This is a genomic window from Pseudomonas sp. 9_2_1 (genome assembly GCF_059295275.1).
Genome location: NZ_CM181239.1, coordinates 3,973,322 through 3,994,668, shown reverse-complemented (window position 1 = coordinate 3,994,668; position 21,347 = coordinate 3,973,322). Strand labels below are relative to the sequence as shown.

General features: G+C 65.5%; 12 protein-coding genes, 1 pseudogene and 1 riboswitch. Of the genes and pseudogenes, 5 read left to right on the top strand and 8 right to left on the bottom strand.

Annotated elements, in window-relative coordinates; genetic code table 11:
- Positions 1-106: 106 nt before the first annotated feature.
- The 4 genes and pseudogenes from AC5O5I_RS18070 (at position 107) to AC5O5I_RS18055 (ending at position 12,092) form a co-directional block, all read left to right on the top strand.
- A complete protein-coding gene (locus tag AC5O5I_RS18070) occupies positions 107-10,933 on the top strand; it encodes a peroxidase family protein (protein ID WP_494511263.1) in 10,827 nt (3,608 codons plus the stop codon).
- A gap of 96 nt (positions 10,934-11,029) precedes the next feature.
- The gene (locus AC5O5I_RS18065; RefSeq protein WP_494512773.1) at positions 11,030-11,278 is read left to right on the top strand and encodes a helix-turn-helix transcriptional regulator; all 249 of its coding nucleotides are present in this window, start codon (positions 11,030-11,032) and stop codon (positions 11,276-11,278) included.
- A gap of 19 nt (positions 11,279-11,297) precedes the next feature.
- Positions 11,298-11,528, top strand: a pseudogene (locus AC5O5I_RS18060) (type II toxin-antitoxin system HipA family toxin); the annotation flags it as partial.
- Between the two features lie 69 nt (positions 11,529-11,597).
- Positions 11,598-12,092 carry an isochorismatase family protein gene (locus AC5O5I_RS18055; RefSeq protein ID WP_494511262.1) on the top strand — a complete coding sequence of 165 codons (495 nt, stop codon included), beginning with the start codon at positions 11,598-11,600 and terminating at the stop codon, positions 12,090-12,092.
- 260 nt (positions 12,093-12,352) lie between these two features.
- On the opposite strand, the gene AC5O5I_RS18050 is transcribed toward AC5O5I_RS18055, so the two are convergent.
- Positions 12,353-13,921 (bottom strand): sensor domain-containing diguanylate cyclase, encoded by a 1,569-nt coding sequence (locus AC5O5I_RS18050; protein WP_494511261.1) that lies wholly within the window; start codon positions 13,919-13,921, stop codon positions 12,353-12,355.
- 43 nt (positions 13,922-13,964) lie between these two features.
- Positions 13,965-14,444 carry a hypothetical protein gene (locus AC5O5I_RS18045; protein WP_494511260.1) on the bottom strand — a complete coding sequence of 160 codons (480 nt, stop codon included), beginning with the start codon at positions 14,442-14,444 and terminating at the stop codon, positions 13,965-13,967.
- A 131-nt stretch (positions 14,445-14,575) separates the two neighbouring features.
- Here AC5O5I_RS18045 and AC5O5I_RS18040 point away from each other — a divergent pair, with 131 nt between their 5' ends.
- Positions 14,576-15,073 (top strand): GNAT family N-acetyltransferase, encoded by a 498-nt coding sequence (locus tag AC5O5I_RS18040; RefSeq protein WP_172220334.1) that lies wholly within the window; start codon positions 14,576-14,578, stop codon positions 15,071-15,073.
- A 168-nt stretch (positions 15,074-15,241) separates the two neighbouring features.
- On the opposite strand, the gene AC5O5I_RS18035 is transcribed toward AC5O5I_RS18040, so the two are convergent.
- From AC5O5I_RS18035 to AC5O5I_RS18010, 6 genes are all read right to left on the bottom strand, one after another.
- Positions 15,242-16,579, bottom strand: coding sequence for an OprD family porin (locus tag AC5O5I_RS18035; RefSeq protein WP_494511259.1), 1,338 nt, complete (start codon positions 16,577-16,579; stop codon positions 15,242-15,244).
- Positions 16,576-17,010: a pseudoazurin gene (locus AC5O5I_RS18030; protein WP_494511258.1), complete on the bottom strand. Its 435-nt coding sequence runs from the start codon at positions 17,008-17,010 to the stop codon at positions 16,576-16,578. The genes AC5O5I_RS18035 and AC5O5I_RS18030 overlap by 4 nt, the downstream gene beginning before the upstream one ends.
- A 17-nt stretch (positions 17,011-17,027) precedes the next feature.
- Positions 17,028-17,816, bottom strand: coding sequence for an ABC transporter ATP-binding protein (locus AC5O5I_RS18025; protein WP_172220295.1), 789 nt, complete (start codon positions 17,814-17,816; stop codon positions 17,028-17,030).
- A complete protein-coding gene (locus tag AC5O5I_RS18020; protein WP_172220292.1) occupies positions 17,813-18,829 on the bottom strand; it encodes a FecCD family ABC transporter permease in 1,017 nt (338 codons plus the stop codon). Before AC5O5I_RS18020 ends, AC5O5I_RS18025 begins: the two co-directional genes overlap by 4 nt.
- Complete coding sequence (locus tag AC5O5I_RS18015; RefSeq protein WP_172220289.1) at positions 18,829-19,839, bottom strand: ABC transporter substrate-binding protein; 1,011 nt, start codon at positions 19,837-19,839, stop codon at positions 18,829-18,831. The genes AC5O5I_RS18020 and AC5O5I_RS18015 overlap by 1 nt, the downstream gene beginning before the upstream one ends.
- Before the next feature lie 111 nt (positions 19,840-19,950).
- A riboswitch (cobalamin riboswitch) is annotated at positions 19,951-20,148 on the bottom strand.
- Between the two features lie 27 nt (positions 20,149-20,175).
- The gene (locus tag AC5O5I_RS18010; RefSeq protein ID WP_172286003.1) at positions 20,176-21,342 is read right to left on the bottom strand and encodes an acetyltransferase domain-containing protein; all 1,167 of its coding nucleotides are present in this window, start codon (positions 21,340-21,342) and stop codon (positions 20,176-20,178) included.
- Positions 21,343-21,347: the final 5 nt, after the last annotated feature.

Below are 21,347 nucleotides of genomic sequence, written 5' to 3'. Positions count from 1 at the left end.
CGGTCCCCAGAACCCTCATACAGAAACTGCGCACGTCAACACTGACTGGGCGCGGGACGGACCCTGTTGCCCTGAGATTTCTCCCGATTGATCGAGGGCAATTGCAATGGCCAATTTCAGCAAGTCGGACCTGGAGTTCATCCTCAAGCAGATTTTCATCGCCGAAGCTCACGCTGCCGGCGCCAGCCTGATCGACCTGCTGCCCAACGGCCAGGTGCCGTTCGGCCTGCGCACCGTCGATGGCAGCTACAACAACCTGGTCGCCGGGCAGAGCGAGTTCGGCGCAGCCGACAACGCGTTCCTGCGCCTGCTCGACGCCTCGTACCGTGCCAGCTATGCAGGCACCGGCACGGTCGTCGATGCGCAACCGCGCACCATCAGCAACCTGATCGTCGACCAGACAGCCAACAACCCGGCTGCGGTAGAGGCCAACGGTGGCGCCGCCCCGGTGATGAGCCCCGGCATCGACGGGGTGTTCGGCACGGCTGACGACAAACCGGTGTTCTTCATCCCCAACGTCTCGGCAGATGCCGGCCTTACCGCCGGCTTCAACGCCTGGATGACCTTCTTCGGCCAGTTCTTCGACCATGGCCTGGACCTGGTCACCAAGAGCAGCAGCGACATCGTGTTCATCCCGTTGCGCCCGGACGATCCGTTGTACAACGCCAACAGCCCGACCAACTTCATGGTGCTGTCGCGCGCCGTACGCACTGCCGGCGCCGATGGTGTGGTGGGTACCGCCGACGATGGCCAGCCCAACACCACCTCGCCGTTTGTCGACCAGAGCCAGACCTACAGCTCGCACCCCTCGCACCAGGTGTTCCTGCGTGAGTACATGCTCGACGCCGCAGGCGACCCGGTAACCACCGGGCGGCTGATCACCAACCGCGACCTGGGCGCCGATGGCAAGTTCGGCACCAGCGACGACGGCAATGGCGAAGGCGGCGGCATGGCCACCTGGGCAGTGGTCAAGGCCCAGGCCCGCGACCTGCTCGGCATCAACCTGACCGACGCCGATGTGCACAGCGTGCCGCTTCTGGCCACCGATGCGTATGGCAACTTCCTGCGTGGCCCCAACGGCATGCCGCAGGTGGTGATGCGCGTGAACAATGGCGCCGACGGCATTGCCGGCACCGCTGACGACGTCACCACGCTGGTCGAAGGCGACCGTGCCGCGCCCATCAGCCTGGCCAATGCCGTGCGCACCGGGCATGCCTTCCTCGACGACATTGCGCACAACGCCGAGCCGGTGGTGGTGGGTGGGGTGTTGCAGGCCGACGCCGATACCCTGGTCGGCAATGCGCAGCCTGTGGGGCAGGGCGGCAACAACCTGACCTACGACAACGAGCTGCTCGATGCCCACTACATTGCCGGTGACGGCCGGGTCAACGAGAACATCGGCCTTACTGCCGTTCACCACGTGTTCCACTCCGAACACAACCGCCTGGTGCAGCAGACCAAGGACACCCTGCTGGCCGCAGGCGACCTGGCATTTCTCAACGAATGGCTGATCGACGATGTCACCGCCATCCCCACCACGCCCGCCGGCATCGCCGCCTTGGTATGGGACGGCGAGCGGCTGTTCCAGGCTGCCAAGTTCGGCACCGAAATGCAGTACCAGCATTTGGTGTTCGAAGAGTTCGCCCGCACCATCCAGCCGCAGATCGACGCATTCCTCGCCCCCAACGGCTACGACACGTCGATCAACCCGGCGATCCTGGCCGAGTTCGCCCATGTGGTGTACCGCTTCGGCCACTCGATGCTGACCGAAACCGTCGACCGCTTCGACCCGGCGTTCAACCCGGTATCGGGCGACCCGAACAATCCCGACCAGCAACTGGGCCTGATCGCCGCCTTCCTCAACCCCCTGGCGTTCGCCGGCAGCGGTGCCACCGCCGACGAAGCGGCGGGGGCGATCATCCGTGGCGTCACTCGCCAGCTGGGCAACGAGATCGACGAGTTCGTCACCGAGGCGTTGCGCAATAACCTGCTCGGCCTGCCGCTGGACCTGCCCGCACTGAACATCGCCCGTGGCCGCGACACCGGCATCCCCAGCCTGAACGAGGCGCGCCGCGAGTTCTACGCCGCCACCGGCGACAGCCAGCTGAAGGCCTACATCAGCTGGGCCGACTTTGCCGACCACCTCAAGCACCCGGCGTCGCTGATCAACTTCATTGCCGCCTACGGCACCCACAGCAGCATTACCGGGGCTACCACCGAAGCGGCCAAGCGCGCCGCCGCAGTGGCCCTTGTGCTTGGCGGCAGCGGTGCACCGGCTGACCGCCTGGACTTCCTCAACGGCACCGGCGCCTACGCCAACGTGACGCTGGCGGGCAAGGACGGCATCGCCGGCACGGCCGACGACATCAGCGGGGTTACCGTAACGGGCGTCGATGCCATCGACTTCTGGGTCGGCGGCCTGGCCGAGAAGAAAATGCCGTTCGGCGGCATGCTCGGCTCCAGCTTCAACTTCGTCTTCGAAACCCAGCTGGAAGCGCTGCAGAACGGCGACCGTTTCTACTACCTGTCACGCACGGCGGGCATGAACTTCGGCACGGAGCTGGAAAACAACTCCTTCGCCAAGCTGATCATGCTCAACTCCGACGTCACCCACCTGTCCAACACCGTGTTCCTCACGCCGACCTTTACCCTTGAGGTGAACCAGGCCAACCAGTTCACCGGGCTGGGTACGGACGGCAGGGCCGACCCGACTGGCGGCATCGAGATCAACGGGGTAGAGATCGTCCCGCTGGTGATTCGCGACAACCCCGATACCGTCGGGCCAGACAGCAACTACCTGCACTACACCGGTGAAGACCACGTGGTGCTCGGCGGTACTTCCGGCAACGACATCATCATCTCCGGTGACGGTGACGATACCGTCTATGGTGATGCAGGCGACGATGTGCTGGAAGGCGGCGCTGGCAACGACGCGGTGCTGGGTGGCGCGGGCGACGACATCATCACCGATTCGTTTGGCGACAACCGCCTGGAAGGCAATGCCGGCAACGACGTGATCGTCGCCGGTAGCATGGGGGTTGCCGGCAACCTGATTCTCGGCGGTGACGGCCAGGACTTCATCATCACCACCGAGGACATCAGCACCACCTTCGGCGGCCAGGGCGACGACTTCATCCTTGGCGCCAAGACCAACCTGCCACCTACCGGCAACGAGGGCGACGACTGGATCGAGAAGGGCACCCAGGACGGTGCGCCTGGCGACAACTTCGCGCCGCTGCTGGGTGACGAAGTGGTCGGCAACGACATCTTCGTCGGTGGCGGCGGCTTTGACGAAATGATCGGCGAAGGGGGCGACGACATCTTTGTCGGCAGTGATGCCCAGGACAAGATGGACGGCATGTCCGGGTTCGACTGGGTGACCTACAAGAATGACCAGGTTGGCGTCACCGTCGACCTGAGCCTGGCCGCCCTTGCGCAGCCCCATGGCAACGCACCCAACCAGAACGCCGGTGTGTTCAACCCGGTCGGCGCCTCGCCGGCTTCCATCCTTGACCGCTTCGCCGAAGTCGAGGGCGTATCAGGCTCGAAATTCGCCGACGTGCTCAAGGGCGATGACGTCGATGCCGTGACCATCCTCAACCACGGCGGTGCCACCGGCAGTGCGCTGACCAACGTCGCGCTGATACGCGGCCTGCAGCAGTTCCTCAGCGATGCCGGGCTGCCCACCACCGGCTTTGCCACCGGCAACATCCTGCTCGGCGGCAATGGCAGCGACCTGATCGAAGGCCGTGGCGGCGATGACCTGATCGACGGTGACAAGTGGATCAACGTGCGCATCGCGGTGTATGCCGCAGGCGACGTCAACCACAGCGGCCCCGAGATCGCCAGTTTCGACAGCATGGTCGACATGATCCCGTTCATGCTTGACCGCACCTACAACCCTGGGCAGCTCAAGGCAGTACGCGAAATCCTGCCCGGCACCTCGACGGGCGGGGCTGCGTTCGACACGGCGGTGTTCTCGGGTGTGCAGAGCGAGTACGTGGTGACCCAGAACACCAAGGGTACGCTCGACGTTTCCGATGACGTCTGGACGGTGACCGATACCGTGGCCGGCCGTGACGGCATCGATACCCTGCTGCATGTCGAACGCCTGCAGTTTGCCGACAGCCAGCGCGTGCTGGTGACCGGGCTGAACGCGCAGGCTACCGGCAGCCCCACGGTCACCGATGGCAACGGCGGCGCGATCACCGTGGGCGACATGCTGACAGTGAGCGTGGCAGGTGTGCGTGATGCCGACAACATTGCTGCAGGCAACCCGCTCGGCACGCTGGCCAACAGTTCGGTGTCGTACTACTGGCAGTTCGAAGCCGACACTGGCAGCGGTGTGTTCGAAGACATCATCCTGCTGCCAGCCGGTGACCTGGCGTTCCAGAGCGCCGATGGCACCGCGTTCAAGGTGTCGCCGGACCTGGCGGGGCTGAGCCTGCGGGTCAAGGCGATCTACCAGGACGCCCATGGCACCACCGAAGTGCTGTTCTCCCAGCCCACCGGCGTGGTCCAGCCCGGTGCGCCTGTGCTGCCGACGCCGGCCACGCCGGTGGTGGACGCGGCTGACGGTGGCGCCGGCCTGCACATGGTGCGCTCCGACCTCAACTTCATTCTTGAGCAGATCAAGATCGCCGAAGCCGATGCCCATGGGCAGGACATCCTCTCGCTGATCCCCAACATCCGCGCGCCGCTGGGCCTGCGGGCGGTGGATGGCTCGAACAACAACCTGATGAACCTCAACGGCAACAACCACACCCAGTACGGTGCTGCCGACGCTGTATTCCCGCGCCTGAGCGACCCGGTATTCAACCCGGCCGAGGGTGCACCCGCCGGCTTCTTCGGCCCAGGCTCGCCCGCCATACCGGGTTCGTCGTACCAGCAGACCAGTGGTGCAGTGTTCGACTCGCAGCCGCGCACCATCAGCAACCTGATCGTCGACCAGACCTCCAACAACCCGGCCGCCTACGCCACTGCCTACGACCCTGGCGCGGATGGCGTGCTCAACTTCGGCACGCCGGGCAACGACGATGTGCTCAAGGACGGCGTGCGCGTGGTTGCCAGCCCGGGCCTGGACGGCCAGTTCGGCACCGGCGACGACCACGACGTGTACCTGTTCGAAAACACCGCTGCCGATGCCGGCTTGTCGGCGCCGTTCAACGCCTGGATGACCTTCTTCGGGCAGTTTTTCGACCACGGGCTGGACCTGGTCACCAAGGGCGGCTCGGGCACTATCTACATCCCGCTGCAAGCGGACGACCCGCTGTATGTGCCGGGCGGCTTCACCAACTTCATGGTGGTGACCCGCGCCACCAACCTGCCTGGGCCGGATGGCATCCTGGGCAACGCCGACGACATTCACGAGCACAGCAACACCACCACACCGTTCGTGGACCAGAACCAGACCTACAGCTCGCACCCCTCGCACCAGGTGTTCCTGCGCGCGTACATGATGACTGCCGATGGTCCGGTCGCCACGGGCCGGCTGATCACCAACCGCGACCTGGGCGCCGATGGCAAGTTCGGCACCGGCGACGATCACGAAATCGGCGGCATGGCCACCTGGAAAGTGGTCAAGGCCCAGGCCCGCGACCTGCTCGGCATCAATCTGACCGATGCCGACGTCGACAACGTGCCGCTGCTGGCAACCGATGCCTATGGCAACTTCATCAAAGGCCCGCATGGCTACCCGATGGTGGTGATGAAAGGCCTGGACGGTATTGCCGGTACGGCCGATGACCAGCAGGTGGAAGGCAACCCGCTGGCGCCGATCAGCCTGACCAACGCCGTGCGCACCGGCCACCAGTTCCTCGCCGACATCGCCCACAATGCCGTGCCGGTGTTCAGCGCCGGGGTGTTGGCGCCGGATGCCGACAACGTCGCCGGCAACGCCGTAGCCGTCAACCCGCAGACCGGTGCCAACCTGGCCTACGACAACGAACTGCTGGATGCGCACTACATTGCCGGCGATGGCCGGGTCAACGAGAACATCGGCCTGACCGCCGTGCATGCGATCTTCCATGCCGAGCACAACCGGCTGGTGGCGCAGACCAAGGACACGGTGCTGGACGCGCACGACCTGGTCTTCCTCAACGAGTGGCTGCTCAACCCGGTGAGTGCATTGCCGGTCACCCAACCCGAGATCGATGCACTGGTGTGGAACGGCGAGCGCCTGTTCCAGGCGGCCAAGTTCGGCACCGAGATGCAGTACCAGCACCTGGTGTTCGAGGAATTCGCCCGTACCGTACAGCCGCGGGTCGACCTGTTCTTCGCGCCAACCCAGGTCTATGACGTCGACCTCGATGCGTCGATCGTGGCCGAGTTCGCCCACACCGTGTACCGCTTCGGCCACTCGATGCTGACCGAAACCGTCGACCGCTTCGACATCGACTTCAACGTCATCAAGGACCCGGCCAGCGCCAACCCCGACCAGCAACTGGGGTTGATTGCTGCGTTCCTCAACCCGCTGGCGTATGCCGCCAGTGGCGTCACCCCCGAGGATGCCACCAGCGCCATCGTGCGCGGGGTCACCCGTCAGGGCGGTAACGAAATCGACGAGTTCGTCACCGAGGCGCTGCGCAATAACCTGTTGGGCCTGCCGCTGGACCTGCCGGCGATCAACATCGCCCGTGGCCGCGACGTGGGCATCCCTTCGCTGAACGCCCTGCGTCGGGACATCTACGGGCAAACCGGCGATACCCAGCTCAAGCCGTACACCAGCTGGGTCGACCTGGTGCAGCACCTGAAGCATCCAGAGTCGCTGATCAACTTCATCGCCGCCTACGGCACCCACAGCACCATCACCGGCGCTACCACGCTGCTGGAAAAACGCGCGGCGGCCATGGCCCTGGTGTTCGGCGGCAATGGCGCGCCGGCCGACCGCATGGACTTCCTCAACGGCAGCGGTGCCTGGGCCAACGTGACCCTGGTCGGCAAGGATGGCTTGGCAAACACCGCGGATGACCTGAAGGGGGTCACCCTCACCGGCGTCGACGCCATCGACCTGTGGATCGGCGGCCTGGCCGAAGAGAAGACCCCGTTCGGCGGCATGCTCGGCAGTACCTTCAACTTCGTGTTCGAAAACCAGATGGAGAAACTGCAGGACGGCGACCGCTTCTACTACCTGGAGCGTACCGCCGGGCTGTCGATGAACGCCGAGCTGGAAAGCAACTCGTTCGCCAAGCTGATCATGGCCAACACCTCGGCCACCCACTTGCCGGGCCTGGTGTTCTCCGACCCGGGCTTCTATCTGGAGCTGGACCAGAGCAAGCAGTACAACGATGGCCTGGGCAACGCCGACCCGCTGGGCGAAAACGGCCAGCAGGTGGTGTTCCGCGACAGCCCGCTGACGGCTGGCCCGGACACCAACTACATCCGCTATGCCGGTGGCGAGCACATCGTGCTGGGCGGTACCAACGGTGATGACATCCTGGTCTCCAGCGAGGGTGACGACACGGTGTGGGGCGATGCCGGCAACGACCGCATCGAAGGCGGCGACGGCAACGACCAGCTGCGCGGTGGGGCCGGCGACGACATCATCAGCGACATGGGTGGTGACGACAACATCCAGGGCGGCGACGGCAACGATGTGCTGCACGGCGGTAATGGCGTCAACCTGATCATCGGCGGCTTCGGCAACGACTTCATCGTGACCGGGGAAGATGCCTCCGAAGCCATTGGTGGCCAGGGCAACGACTTTATCCTCGGCAGCAAGGCCAACGAACAGGACATGGGTAACGAGGGCGACGACTGGATCGAAAAGGGCACCTCGGACGGTGCGCCTGGTGACAACTTCGACCCGCTGGGCAACGACCCGGTCATCGGCAACGACGTGTTCATCGGCGGTAACGAGAACGACAAGTTCAACGGTGAAGGCGGCGACGACATCATGGTCGGCAGCCTGGGCTTCGGCGACCGCTACATCGGTGGCTCGGGCTATGACTGGGCAACCTTCAAGGGCCTGGCCCAGGGCGTGTCCATCGACATGAGCGACCGCTTCTTCGATGTACCGCCGGTACCGGGTTCGGGCGCCTCGACGCTGGCGCGATTCGACATCATGGAGGGCCTGTCGGGGTCGGCGCATGGCGATTTCCTGCGCGGTGACAACGAAGATGCCACCAGCCTGCCGACGGCTGGCGCCACCGGCAGCGTGCTCACCAACATCAGCCTGATCAACGGCCTGTCCAGCCTGCTGGCAGCCGGGGCGACGTTCTACGACGGCGGCAACATCATCCTTGGCGGCAGCGGCAGCGACCTGATCGAAGGGCGTGGTGGCGACGATATCCTCGACGGCGACAAATGGTTGAACGTACGCATTAGCGTACGCGCCAACCACGATGGCAGCGGCCCGGAAATCGCCAGCTTCGACAGCATGGAGCCGATGGTGCCACTGATGCTCAACGGCACCTACAACCCGGGCCAGCTGGTGATTGTCCGGGAAATCCTGAGCGGCACCGACAGCTATGACACGGCGCTGTTCTCGGGGGTTGCCACCGACTATAGCGTGGTGGTCGATGGCAATTCGGTGATCGTCACCGACCTGGTGGCCGGGCGTGATGGTGTCGACCACCTGACCGGTATCGAGCGCCTGCAGTTCTCTGACCGCGCCCAGGCCTCTGGTGTGGGTACCGCCGTCAACGCGGGGCCCACGGGGCACCTGGTGATCCTCGACGATACCACCGGCGTGCGGGACGACACCCCGGTCAGCGGCCAGCTGCTGCGGGTGACCCCGTTGGCAGTGCATGACGCGGACAACGCCAGCGCGGCCAACCCCAGCGGTGCGGTCACCGGCCCGGTAGCCTATTACTGGCAGGTCGAGCAACTGCCGGGTTCCGGGGTGTATGAAGACATCACCTTCGTTGCCGCAGGTGAAGTGTCGCGGGCCATCGGCAGCACCTACCGGGTTACCGATGATGTGGCCGGGCTGAGCATCCGCGTTCGCGCGGTGTACCAGGACGCCAAGGGCACGCTGGAAATCGTCGATTCGTCGCCAAACAGCGCGCCAAGTGCCGGGCCGGCCGTGACCGGGCTGCTGGTGCAGAACCAGACGCTTACCGCCAACCCCGCGACCATCGTCGATGCCGACGGCCTGGGCAACCCGCAGTTCAGTTTCCAGTGGCAGTCCAACCGGGGGGTTGGCTGGGTCAACATCGCCGGGGCCATCGGCAGCACCTTTGTCCTGACCCAGGCGCAAGTAGGGCAGAACATGCGCGTGGTGGTCAGCTACGTGGATGACTTTGGCGTACACGAAAGCGTCGCCTCCGACATCCTGGACCCGGTGGCCAACGTCAACGATGCACCCACCGGTGCCGTGCTGATCAGCGACACCACGCCAGACCGGGGCCAGACGCTGACCGCGCTTACAGCCGGCATAGCCGACGTGGATGGGCTAGGCGCCTTCAGCTTCCAGTGGCAACAGGGCACGGGCGGCACCTTCAGCAATATCGTCGGTGCAACCGCGGCGACCTTCACCCCGGGCGTTGCCCAAGGCAACCAGCAACTGCGGGTGGTCGTGCGCTACACCGATGGCTTTGGCACGCTGGAGTCGCTGACCTCGGCGGCGACAGCAGCCGTGGTGGTTCCGCCGGGCGTGGTACTGACCGGCACCAACGCCGCCAACACCCTGACCGGTACGGTGGGCGACGATGTGATCTCGGGCCTGGGCGGCAATGACACGCTCAATGGCCTGGGCGGCGTCGACCAGCTGTTCGGGGGTGTCGGCAATGACATCCTCAACGGCGGTGACGACAACGACATCCTCAATGGCGAGGACGGCAACGACACACTCAACGGCGGGCTGGGTGCCGACGCCATGAACGGGGGCGCCGGCAACGACACCTTCGTGGTCGACAACACCGGTGACACGGTCATCGAGGCACTCAATGGCGGCACTGACCTGGTGCAGACCAGCCTGGCCAGCTACACCCTGGGTGCCAACGTCGAAAACCTGACCTACACCGGCAGCAGCGCCTTCACCGGTACCGGTAACGCGCTGGCCAACACCCTGACCGGTGGCGCCGGCAACGACGTGCTCAACGGCGGTGCGGGGGCCGACCGGCTGGTGGGTGGCGTGGGTAATGACACCTACACGGTGGATGACGCCGGGGACGTGGTGGTGGAGGCCACCGGGGCCGGTACCGATCTGGTGCGTACCACACTGGCCAGCTACACCCTGGCTGCCAACGTCGAGAACCTGACGTATACCGGGGTGGGCAACTTCACCGCTATCGGCAACGGCCTGGCCAACATCATCAACGGCGCGGCAGGCAATGACACGCTTGGGGGGGACGGCGGCAACGACATCCTCAACGGCAATGCCGGCAACGACACCCTCAATGGCGACGCCGGCAACGACCAGCTGTTCGGCGGCCTGGGTGCGGACCGCCTGAACGGTGGTGGCGGTGACGACAGCCTCGACGGCGGTGACGGCAACGACACGCTGCTGGGCGATACCGGCAACGACACCTTGCTCGGCGGGGCGGGCGATGACAGCCTCGACGGCGGCAACGGCGTCGATCTGCTGCAGGGGGGCGATGGCAACGACACGCTGTTTGGTGACGTTGGCAACGACACCTTGCTGGGGGGCGCCGGCAACGACTTCCTCAACGGTGCGGCGGGTAACGATACGGTCGTGGGGGGTGCCGGCAACGACACCATGATCGCCACTGACGGCAACGATGTGTTCCAGTTCGCTGCCGGTTTTGGCAACGACCTGATCATCAGCTTCGATGCCATTGCGGCGGGCGGCCAGGACCGGCTGGATATCACTGGCCTCAATATCACTGCGGCAACCTTTGCCGCCAGCGTCACCATCGCCGATGTCGGCGCGGATACGCTGGTCAGCATCGGCGCTGCCGACTCCATTCGCCTGGTGGGGGTGGCGGATGCGACCACGGTGACGGTGGCGGACTTCATCCTGGCGGGGTGAGGTGGGTGGCGGGGGGGCTGCTTTGCAGCCCTTCCCGGGCGGGAGCGCATCAGGGCTGACAGGCGCTGCATACCTTGTGGCAAGCACCTGTCAGCCCTGTTGCGATCTCTGATCAAGAAACTGCGCAAAGCAGCCGGGCTTTCCCAGGCCCAGCTCGCGCTACGTCACGGCATGAGCCGCGCTACCATCTCGGGGATCGAAAACAATTCGATCCCCGAGGTCGGTATTCGCAAGGTTGCCGCAATCCTCGAGGGACTGGGCTACGAACTGACTGCAATGCCCAAGCGGGGGCGCCGTACACTCGACGAGTTGAAGGGCGGGGGGATTCATGATCCGGCAGAGTGACCGCTTGTATATCGGTGCAGGCGGTTCGAAAGCCTGGCCCAAGCGCAAGAGGCTGGTACAGTTCGGGCGTACGGCATGCAACCTCACCGAAGCACGCTGCAACGAGTTGCTCGCCAGAGTGGCGACCGGGATGAACCGTGCGATGGGCGAGCTTTCGGATTACCGCATCAGCCATCCGCAATTCGATGAGGTAGGGGCGAAGATGGCCGCTGCATGGGCCTCGGGGTTGGCCAGGAGTATCGAGCCCTAGTTCACGGGGCGACTGCGTTATCAGCGTCGCGCTATACTCCGCGGCTTTTGCCCGTGCCGGAATCCGCCCATGCGCCAGGTTTTGCTCATCGTCGATGTCCAGTCCACCTTCAGCCCGCCGGAATGGCTGGTCGATGGCTTGCGACGGTTGTCGGCGAACATTCCCACCATCGCCTCGGTCGAGCTGCACGACGAGCAGGTCACCCCGTTCGAGCGTCAGCTTGGCTGGCACCCGGCGTCCGAAGACGAGAGCCTGATCGAGGCCGACCAGGTGTTCGTCAAGCATGGCTACGGGCAAAGCGCCGAGGCCATCGAGTACATCCGCCAACTGGGCGTGGAGCGGGTGCTGGTGTGTGGGCTGCAGACCGAAACCTGCGTGCTGGCCGCAGGCTTCGCGCTGTTCGATGCGGGGCTGATGCCGACCTTGGTCACCGACATGACGGTTGGCTCGTCGCTGGACCGCTCGGGCAAGCTGGGCATCGAGCTGTGGCAGCATCACTTCCGCCAGGTCACCACCTCGGCAGCGGTACTGGCCGAGCTGGCGGAGTCATCCACAGGCATGTAATCACTTTGCCGTCAGGCGACGCCAATGCTCAACCGGGCGCGCGGGCACGGATCGAGACAGGGCCAGTCTCGTACCCGGACTATGGCCATTACCTGGCAGTTTCGACCTTCTCCGGCTTCAAGGACTTCGCCCGGGCCTATCAGGCCAGGGCCACGGTCGAGGTCACGCCACAGATCACCGAGCTGGCCCGGCGCCGACGGGCGCACGGAAAACCTGGTGAACCTGCCAGGGCTGCTGTGCAGCCCAACGCCGGCAGGGGATCAAGTAACCGTTACCCGGTTGCGCCCCTGCTGCTTGGCCTGGTAAAGCGCCCGGTCGGCATCACTCAAGGCATCACCGGGCTCGCCGGTTTCGCCGCTCCAGCGTGCCACGCCCAGCGATACAGTCACCGCGCCTACCGGCGGCATCGGCGTGGCCTGAACTGTCCCCCGCAGCCGTTCGGCGACCGCTGCCGCCGCCTCCAGGCTCGCCCCCGGCAGCAGCATCAGGAACTCCTCGCCGCCGGTGCGGCACAGTAGGTCACCCTCGCGGCAGCAGCGGCGCATCAGTTCTGCCAGACGCCGCAGCAACTGGTCGCCGACCTCGTGGCCATGGCTGTCATTGACCCGCTTGAAATGGTCGATGTCCAGCGCGATTACCGCAAACGCCCGGCCCTCGGCTTCCAGCAGCGACAGGCTGAAATCCAGGCCGCGACGGTTGCCCAGGCCGGTGAGCGGGTCGGTCTGGGCGTCACGATTGAGCCGGCCGATGCGCTCCTGCAGCAGGTTCAGCCCGAACAGCAAGGCGCGCTTGAGCTCGGCCGCCTCGTAGTACCAGGCCGCCACTCGGTGCAGGCGCTCGGCAGTGCCAGCGCGGTCCATCGAACGGGCGCCTGCGGCCAGTTGCCAGAGTGGCCGGGCAATGGTCATCGCCAGCCACCACAGCAGCAGGCTGCCCACCAGCGCGAAGGGGGCCGAGGTGCCAACCACGTTGAGTATCAGGTGGCTCAGTGGCGCTACTGTCTGCGCCAACGGCTGCTGCGCCACAACGCCCCAGCCAGCGCTGGGCACGTTGGCGAAACCGGCGAGCATTTCCACGCCCTGGCTGTTGGTCAGTTGCCGGGTGCCGCTGCCCAGTGTGGTCAATTGGTCGATCAGGGCGTTGCCTTGCACCACCGAGCCCACCCGCTGACTGTCGGGGTGATACAACAGCCGCCGGTTACGGTCGACCACATACAGGTATGAACCGTCCTTGTAGAAGTGCTCGCCCAGCAGGCTGTTGAGAATGTTGCGCTCACGCAGGTACAAGCTGCCGCCAACGTACCCGAGGTAGCGGCCGTTGCTGTCGAACATGGGGTGCGACAGCGCCACCACCAGGTTGCTGGCCGCCGACACGTAAGGAGTGGAAACCAGCGGGCTGCGCGCCTGCAGCGCCTCCTGCACGCCGGGCGACTGCATACGGCTACCGACCAGGTGCCGCAGCGGCGCCGGTGAAATCGCCAGCAGCACGCCGTTGGTATCGATCACGAACGTTGAGTTGAAGGCCATGCTCTGGCCCAGGACGCGGTCGGTTTCCCCTTGCAGGGCTGCGCCGTCGCCCAGCTGCCGGCTTTGCACACCGGCACTGAACGACAGCTGCTGCAAGGCGTTGCCGATGAAGGTTTCGGTGATGGCTGCCAGCTTTGATGCATACACCCGGTTGGCTTCAAGGGCGTGGTCGATCAGCAGCTGGCGCTGCACCCGGTAGCTGGCAAAATAGCTGGCGCACAGCATGACCAGGGCGGTAAAGGCGCACAGCACCAGAATGAGTGTGCGTAGATCCAGGCGCAATCCGTGCTTGGCGTGTGGCAATCCTGACCTCGGTCGATGCGGTGGGTGGTGTGGGCAGCGGCGCTCAGGAACCGGCTTTTTGCAGCGCGCTCAGCTCGTCTTCCACCTGCTGCATACGCTGTTCTACCAGGGCTTGCACCTTCACGTCGCGGGCGCTTTCGCGCATCAGTGCGGTGAGTTTCTCGCTCAGGCGTTTGCCGGCTTCGGTGTCCTCCAGAGCGCGGGCCTTGGCCGGGTCCTGGGTGGCGGCCACGATGGTGGCGAACTCGGCGTCGCTGAAGTTCTTTTCGCTGTACAGCCGGAACAGGTCCTGGCGCTGGTCCTCGACGGTCAGGTGCTTGCGCAGCACTTGCTCGATGGTCGCTTGCGGCAACTGGGGGTGGGTGCGGTGCAGGAGCACGGCCATGCGTTCGATGTTGTGCGTGTAGGCATCCTGCAGCGGCAACTGGGCAAGGATCTGTTGTTCACGAGAGGGTTTCTGGTCGCAGGCGGCAAGGGCGGCAGTCAGCAGCAGGGGCAACAGCAACGTCTGGAAGCGAGGCATGAGGTGGCCTGGTCGGGCAGTGAAGACTGCCGATTATACCGATGTCCAGCGGGCCACGACGAGCCCTGTGATTTGCCTTGCGCGGCACACTGGGGTAGAACTCTGGCCTTTCGACCACTGCCATGAGCCACATGCCGAACTGCACCCTGCAACCTGTGGCGCGCGACGCCATTGCCGAAGTCGTGGCGTTTGTCGACAGCGCCCGCCGCGAGCTGTTCCCGATGCTGGCCAATGCACCGTTGCCGCGTGACCTGGCGCAGTTCGCCGAGACCTACCTGGACGGCGCGGGCTGCTTTCTGGAGGCCCGTGATGACGGGCAGCTGGTGGCGGTGATCGGCTATCTGCCTTATGACCACCGCTTTGCCCAGCTCGATTACCACGCCCGGCGGGTGGTCGAGGTGGTGCGCCTGTTCGTCTCGCCGGCCTACCGTCGGCATGGCCTGGCCGCGGCGTTGTTTGCGGCATTGCGCGAGCGAGCGGAGCAGGCGGGTGTCGACTGCCTGTACCTGCATACCCACCCGTTCCTGCCGGGGGCGATCGCGTTCTGGCAGCGGCAAGGGTTCGCGGTGGTGGATGTGGAGCAGGACCCGGTCTGGCAGACCACCCACATGCAGTTGCGCCTGGGCTGACAATGACAAAGTGCCGCGCTGGCCTCTTCGTGGCTAAACCGCTCCTGGAACTGCACATAGCTGACTGATTTAGCAGGGACCCTGTGGGAGCGGGTTTACCCGCGAAAGGGCCGGTCCAGCCAATACACGGATCAGCGCATCAGCCCCGACTCAAGCAACGCGGGGGTGTCAGAACGCCCACGACAACGGCCATTCCACCGCCAAGCGTATCTGGTCCCCATCCAGCTCTGCCTGCGCCGTATTGCCCCGGTGCACGTTATGCCTCAGCGAAAACGTGGTGCCCTTGGCTTTGCCACTCTGCACCACATAGCGCGCCTCCAGGTCCCGCTCCCAATGCTTGCCACCCTTGCCGTAGCCCAGGTACGCATAACCGCCCGCAGGGTCGACGTGGCTGCCATCGATATCGAACCCGCGCACGTACAACGCCGTCAGGTTCAGCCCCGGCACGCCGTAGGCGCCCATATTCAGGTCATAGCGGGCCTGCCACGACTTTTCGTTCGGCGCGTTGAAGTCCGACATCTGCACCGCGTTGGCAATGAAGATCGCCCCTCGGGTCACGTAATCGAAAGGCGTATCGCCGTGCACCTGCTGCCAGCCCAGGCTGAAACCGTGCGACCCTTGGTTGTAGCGCGAGACCAGGCTCCAGGTGGTGTTGTCGATACGCCCTGACAGCGCCTTGCCGGTGTCGGTGGTGCGGTACAGGTTGAGGTCCAGGCTGATACTGCGGCGATCATCCAGGGCATGGCTGAGCGTGCTGCCCAGGTAGTGCTGGTTCCAGCTGTCCTCGTAGCGTGAGCTGTAGAGGCTGCCGCTGAAGGCGGGGGCGGGGTTCCAGACTACGCCCGCCAGGTCGAAGCTGTTGCCCTGGCGGCCGTTGGAATAGTTCACCACAAAGCCTTGGTCGTGGCTGGACGCATTGCGGTCGGTACTTTCGTTGAAATGCCCGGCCACCAGCTTGAGGGTGTCGACCTCGTTGCTGGTGAGGAAGAAGCCGGTGGCGGTCTCGGGCAGCAGGCGGCTGTCGGACGAGCTGAACACCGGGGTCTTGATCCGTTGCTCACCATAAGACAGTACGGTGTTGGACAAGCGCAGCTTCAGCGCAGCCCCTGCGCGGCTGTACTGGTTTTTTGGGTGGCCAGCGTTGTCCACCCCCAGCAGGCGCGCCTTGCCCGCGCGGCCGCCGCCGCTGTCGAGCTGCACGCCCAGATAGGCATGGGCATCCACGCCGACACCGATCAGCCCTTGGGTGAAGCCGGACTGCACGCTGCCCATCAAGCCATAGGCCCATTCCTCGGCCTTGCCGTTGCGCTCGCTGCGCGGTTTGTAAGCATTGCGCGCAGCGCTGTTGCGCCCGCCATGCTTGAAGTCGCGCTGGTCGAACACGCTGCGGTTGAGGATGTTCCAGCTGCCATCCTCGACAACGCCATTGCTTTGCGACTGGGCGGAATCGGCCTGGGCGAAGGGGGCAAGGCCCAGCACCGACAGTGCCAGCAGCAGTCGGGTCATTGCCCGGCCCCAAGCTTTTGCAGTTGTGCTGCAAAGCGCGTTTTGGCCCGTGCCGGCAAGCTGGCGGGCAGTTCTGCAGCCGGCGCGTCACCCACCTGGATCAGCATCACCATGCCCATCGCCAGGTGCGCAATGCACTGGATGCCGTACACCCCGGGCACGCTGAACGTCTGCTCGAACGGCTGGTTCAGCTTGCTCTTGAACGGTTCGGCGCCGGCGGGCAGCAACCCTGCGACGCTGGCTGCGTTGTGGCCGCTCTGGGTGGGCAGGAAGCGCACGCTGTCGCCGGGGGCGATGTGCAGGTGGTCCGGCTCATAGACCATTGCCCCCTTGCTGCCACGGTTGAGCATTTTCACTTCATGCACCTCGGCCAGCGCGGCCGGGGCAAGCAGGGCGCTGGCGAGCAGCAGGGCGACAGGGCGCAACAGCATGGGCAGAACTTCCTGGTTCAGGGGGCGCGGAAACGCAGGATGCGCGCGCCGTCGAAAGGGTCGGTGAGGTAGCGGGCATGGACGCCAAAGGTGCTAAGCAGGCGTTCGGGGGTGAGTACCTCGAACGGTTTGCCGAGGGCGACCAGGCGGCCTTGGTCGAGTACCGCGATGCGGTCGCAGGTGAGCGCCTGGTTGAGGTCGTGCAGGGCCACCAGGGTGGTTACCGGCAGCGCCTGCACCTGTTGCAGCAGGCTCAGCTGGTGCTGGATATCCAGGTGGTTGGTCGGCTCGTCCAGCAGCAACACCTGCGGCCGCTGCGCCAGGGCGCGGGCGATGTGCACGCGCTGGCGCTCGCCACCGGACAGCGAGCCCCACAGGCGTGTGCGCAGGTGCAGGGCATCGAGGTCGGCCAAGGCTTGCTCGACGATGGCGCGGTCGTGCGAGGCAAACGGTGCCAGTGCCGACAGCCAGGGTGTACGGCCAAGGGCCACGGCGTCGAATACGCTGATCGCATCGAGGGTGTCGGCCTGCTGCTCGACCAGTGCCAGGGCCTGAGCAACACGACGGCGCGGCAACCGCGCCAGGGGTTCGCCCAGTAGCTGCACGCTGCCGCTGGCCGGTTTGCGCAGCCCCGCCAGCAACTTCAGCAGCGAGGATTTGCCGGAGCCGTTGGGGCCGACGATGCCCAGGGTTTCGCCACTCACCACATCGAGGTCGATAGCCTCGAGCACGGTTCTGCCGGCCAGTTGCAGCCCCAGGCCCTGGCAGCTCAAGGGCGCGAGCTGTAGCGCGGTCATGACTGTCATGGGCGCCCTCGACGGCTGACCAGAATCAAGGCGAAGACCGGTGCGCCGATCAGTGCGGTGACAACACCAACCGGGATTACCTGGCCGCTGATCAGCGTGCGCGAAAGGATGTCGGCGGCAATCAGGAACAGCGCGCCGCCCAGGGCGCTGGCCGGCAGCAGACGGCTGTGGCCGGGGCCGAGGATCAGCCGCAGGGCATGCGGGATTACCAGGCCGACAAAGCCGATGGCGCCGACGATGGACACCATCACCGCCGTCACCAGCGCCGCGCAGCTGATCAGCAGCAACTGGGTACGGCGCACCGGGATGCCCAGCGACGCAGCCGAATCGACGCCAAAAGTGAAGGCATCCAGCGCGCGGCGATGCCACAGGCACACCAGCAAACCGCACAGCGCCACCGGCACCGCCAGCCACACCGAGGGCCAGCGCACACCACTGAGGTTGCCCAGCAGCCAGAACAGGATGCCGCGCGCCTGCTCGGCAGTGGCCGACTTGGTGATCAGGAACGCTGTCAGGGCGTTGAACAGTTGCGAGCCGGCGATACCGGCGAGTATCACCTGCGCGTTGTTGCTGCTGGGCCCGGCCGCGCGGGCCAGCACCAGCACCAGGGCGAATGCCGCCACGGCGCCGATGAAGGCGCCGGCAGACATGCTCAGTGCCAGGCTGCCCAGCCCCAGCAGGCCGACCAGCACCGCGCCAGTCGAGGCGCCGGCCGACAGCCCGAGCAGGTACGGTTCGGCCAGCGGGTTGCGCAACAGCGCCTGCAGGATCACCCCGCAGGTGGCCAGGCCGGCACCGCAGGCTGCGGCGACCAGGGTGCGGGTCAGGCGGTAGTTCCAGACGATGCCGGCGTCGATCGGGTCGACCGGGTAGCCGGCCTGCCACAAATGGTTGGCCAGGACCTGGCCGACCACGCTCGGCGACAGGCTGGTTTCGCCGATTACGGTGCCGGCCAGCAGCGCCGCCAGCAGGGCTGCCAGGGCAACTGCGAGGCTGGGTAGCAGGCGGCTCATCACGGCGCTGCTTTACCGCTGGCGAAGGCACTGGCCAACGTCTGCACACCGCGGAACAGGCGGATACCCGCCTGCATGGCGTCGGCATCGAGGATGATGATGCGGTCGTGCCTGACCGCGTCCATGTTGCGGGTAACCGGGTCGCTGCGCAGGAATTCAAGCTTCTTCTGGTAGTCATCGGCGGGGAAGCGGCGACGGTCCATGCGCGCGATGATCAGCCAGGTCGGGTTGGCCTTGGCCAGTGTTTCCCAGCCCACGGTTGGCCATTCCTCACTGGACTCGACCACGTTGCGCACGCCGAGGCTGCGCAGCATGAAGTCGGCGACCCCTTGGCGGCCTGCCACGTAGGGGTCGATGTCCAGGTCGGCGCTGGAGAACCAGAACAGCGCCGAGGTCGCCGACAGGTCCTTGCCGGCCAATTGCGCCCTGGCGCTGTCCAGGCGGCCTTTCAGTTCGGTGTTCAGGGCGGTGCCGCGGTCCTGCACGTCGAAGATCTCGGCCAGCTGGCTGACGCTCTTGTAGATGCTGTCGACCTGGAACGCCTGCAGGCGAGTGCCGTCTGCGCCCACCAGGTTGTCCTTGCCTTCGCAGTCCGAGGGCAGCAGGTAGGTGGGGATGTTCAGTTCGTCGAACTGTTCACGGGTGCCGACCACGCCCTGGGCGCCGACCATCCATTCGAACTGCACCGCCACCAGTTGCGGGCGCTTGCCTGCTACCGCCTCAAAGCTGGGGTCGTTGTCGGCCAGGCGCGGCACTTTGTCGTTCTGTGCCTGGTATTCGGGCAGCACGTTGTTGAACCACAGCGAGGTACCCGCCAGTTTGTCACCAAGCCCCAGTGCGTAGAGCATTTCGGTGCCGGCCTGGCCGATGGTGACGGCGCGTTCCGGTGCCTGGGCGAAGGTCTGCGGCTGGCCGCAGTTATCGACAGTCAGCGGGTAGTGAGTGGCGGCGGCCTGGGCCAGGCCGGTAAAACCAAGGCCGGCGAGCAGGGTGGCGATGCGGGGCAGCATGCGGGGCGATCTCCTATCGGACAGTTCTGGTGAGGAACGCACGGACAGGCATCGCCGAGCCCCCGCTGGCGGCAGGGGCAACACTGATAGCCAATCCCGGACACCCCGCCGGTTGGTGAATGCAGGCCGGCAGGTCTCCTGACTGATGCGTCATGGCCCGGCTCCGGCCTTCCCGGGTCGGTCACCCAGTGGCATCGATGGAGCAGGCTCGGCATCTACAGTTGCGGGGGCAGTTCCGTTTGGCCCGTGTTGGCAGGCCTGGGATTCCCTATTATTTCCGTGGTGGAAACCGGCGGCCCGCATGGTAGACCATCACGCCGCCGGTTAAAACGCTTTTCAGAAGTACTTCAGCCAGGTGATGTCGCGCCGCCGCGCCTTCAGGCGGGCGAACCCGCGCACCGGCAGGTACAGCGAAACCGCCAGCAATACCGCGGCCAGCCATACCGCGGCGATGCCGTCAAAGCCGAAGTAGTCGCCCTGGTTGAGACCGAACAGCGCCACGCTGGCCAGGTACAGCAGCTTCAACACATACAGGTGCAGCAGGTAGAAGAACATCGGCGCCGCACCGAACACCGCCAGGGCGCTGATCCAGCGCGCCTGCCCGGCACGCTCGAAGGCGCGCAGCAGCAGCAGGCCACAGCCCAGGGTCAGGGCCAGGAACAGCAGCGACGGTGGGTATTTGGTGATGTTGAAGAAACTCATCAGGGTTTGCGTGAGGGTCGGGTAACCATTCCAGGGCGCCTCGCCGTAGCCGTTGAGCATGCGCAGCACGACAAAGCCCAGCAGTGCGATCAGCCCGGCCACCCGCAAGCGCTGCTGGCGTCGACCGGCTTCGCTGCCGCGCGCGAACCAGGGGCCCAGGCCGTAACCCAGGGCGATCACGCCGATCCACGGCAGCACCGGGTAGGAGGTGCGCAGGCGCAGGTTGTCGGAGAACTCCAGCCAGCCGCGGTCATGCAGGATCGCCCATGGCACGTGCAGGGCCGACTCCACACCGAAGTGCAGGCCATCAAGCAGGTTGTGGCCGGCGATGATGATCGCGCCCACGGCGATCAGGGCTGCGCGTGGCAGCCACACCAGCAGCGACAGGGCGATCATGCTGACGCCGATCGCCCAGATCACTTGCAGGTAGATCACGCTGGGCGGCAGTTGGAAGGTCCAGGCGAAGTTGACCAGGGTGAACTCCAGCACCACCAGGAACAGCCCGCGCTTGAACAGAAACGCCGAGACATCGCTACGGCCCTGGTACTTCTCGCCGTACAGCCAGGCTGACAGGCCGGTCAGCAGGACGAACACGGGCGCACACAGGTGCGCCAGGGTGCGGCTGACGAACAGCGACGGTTCGGTGGTGTCGATGGCCATCGGGTCGCCGACCTGATGGTGCAGGAAGAAGGTTTCGCGGACATGGTCCAGGAGCATGAACAGGATCACCAGGCCGCGCAGGGCGTCGATGCTCTGCAGGCGCTGGGTAAGCAGGGTAGGGGTGGCGCTGGCGCTTGTCATGGGGG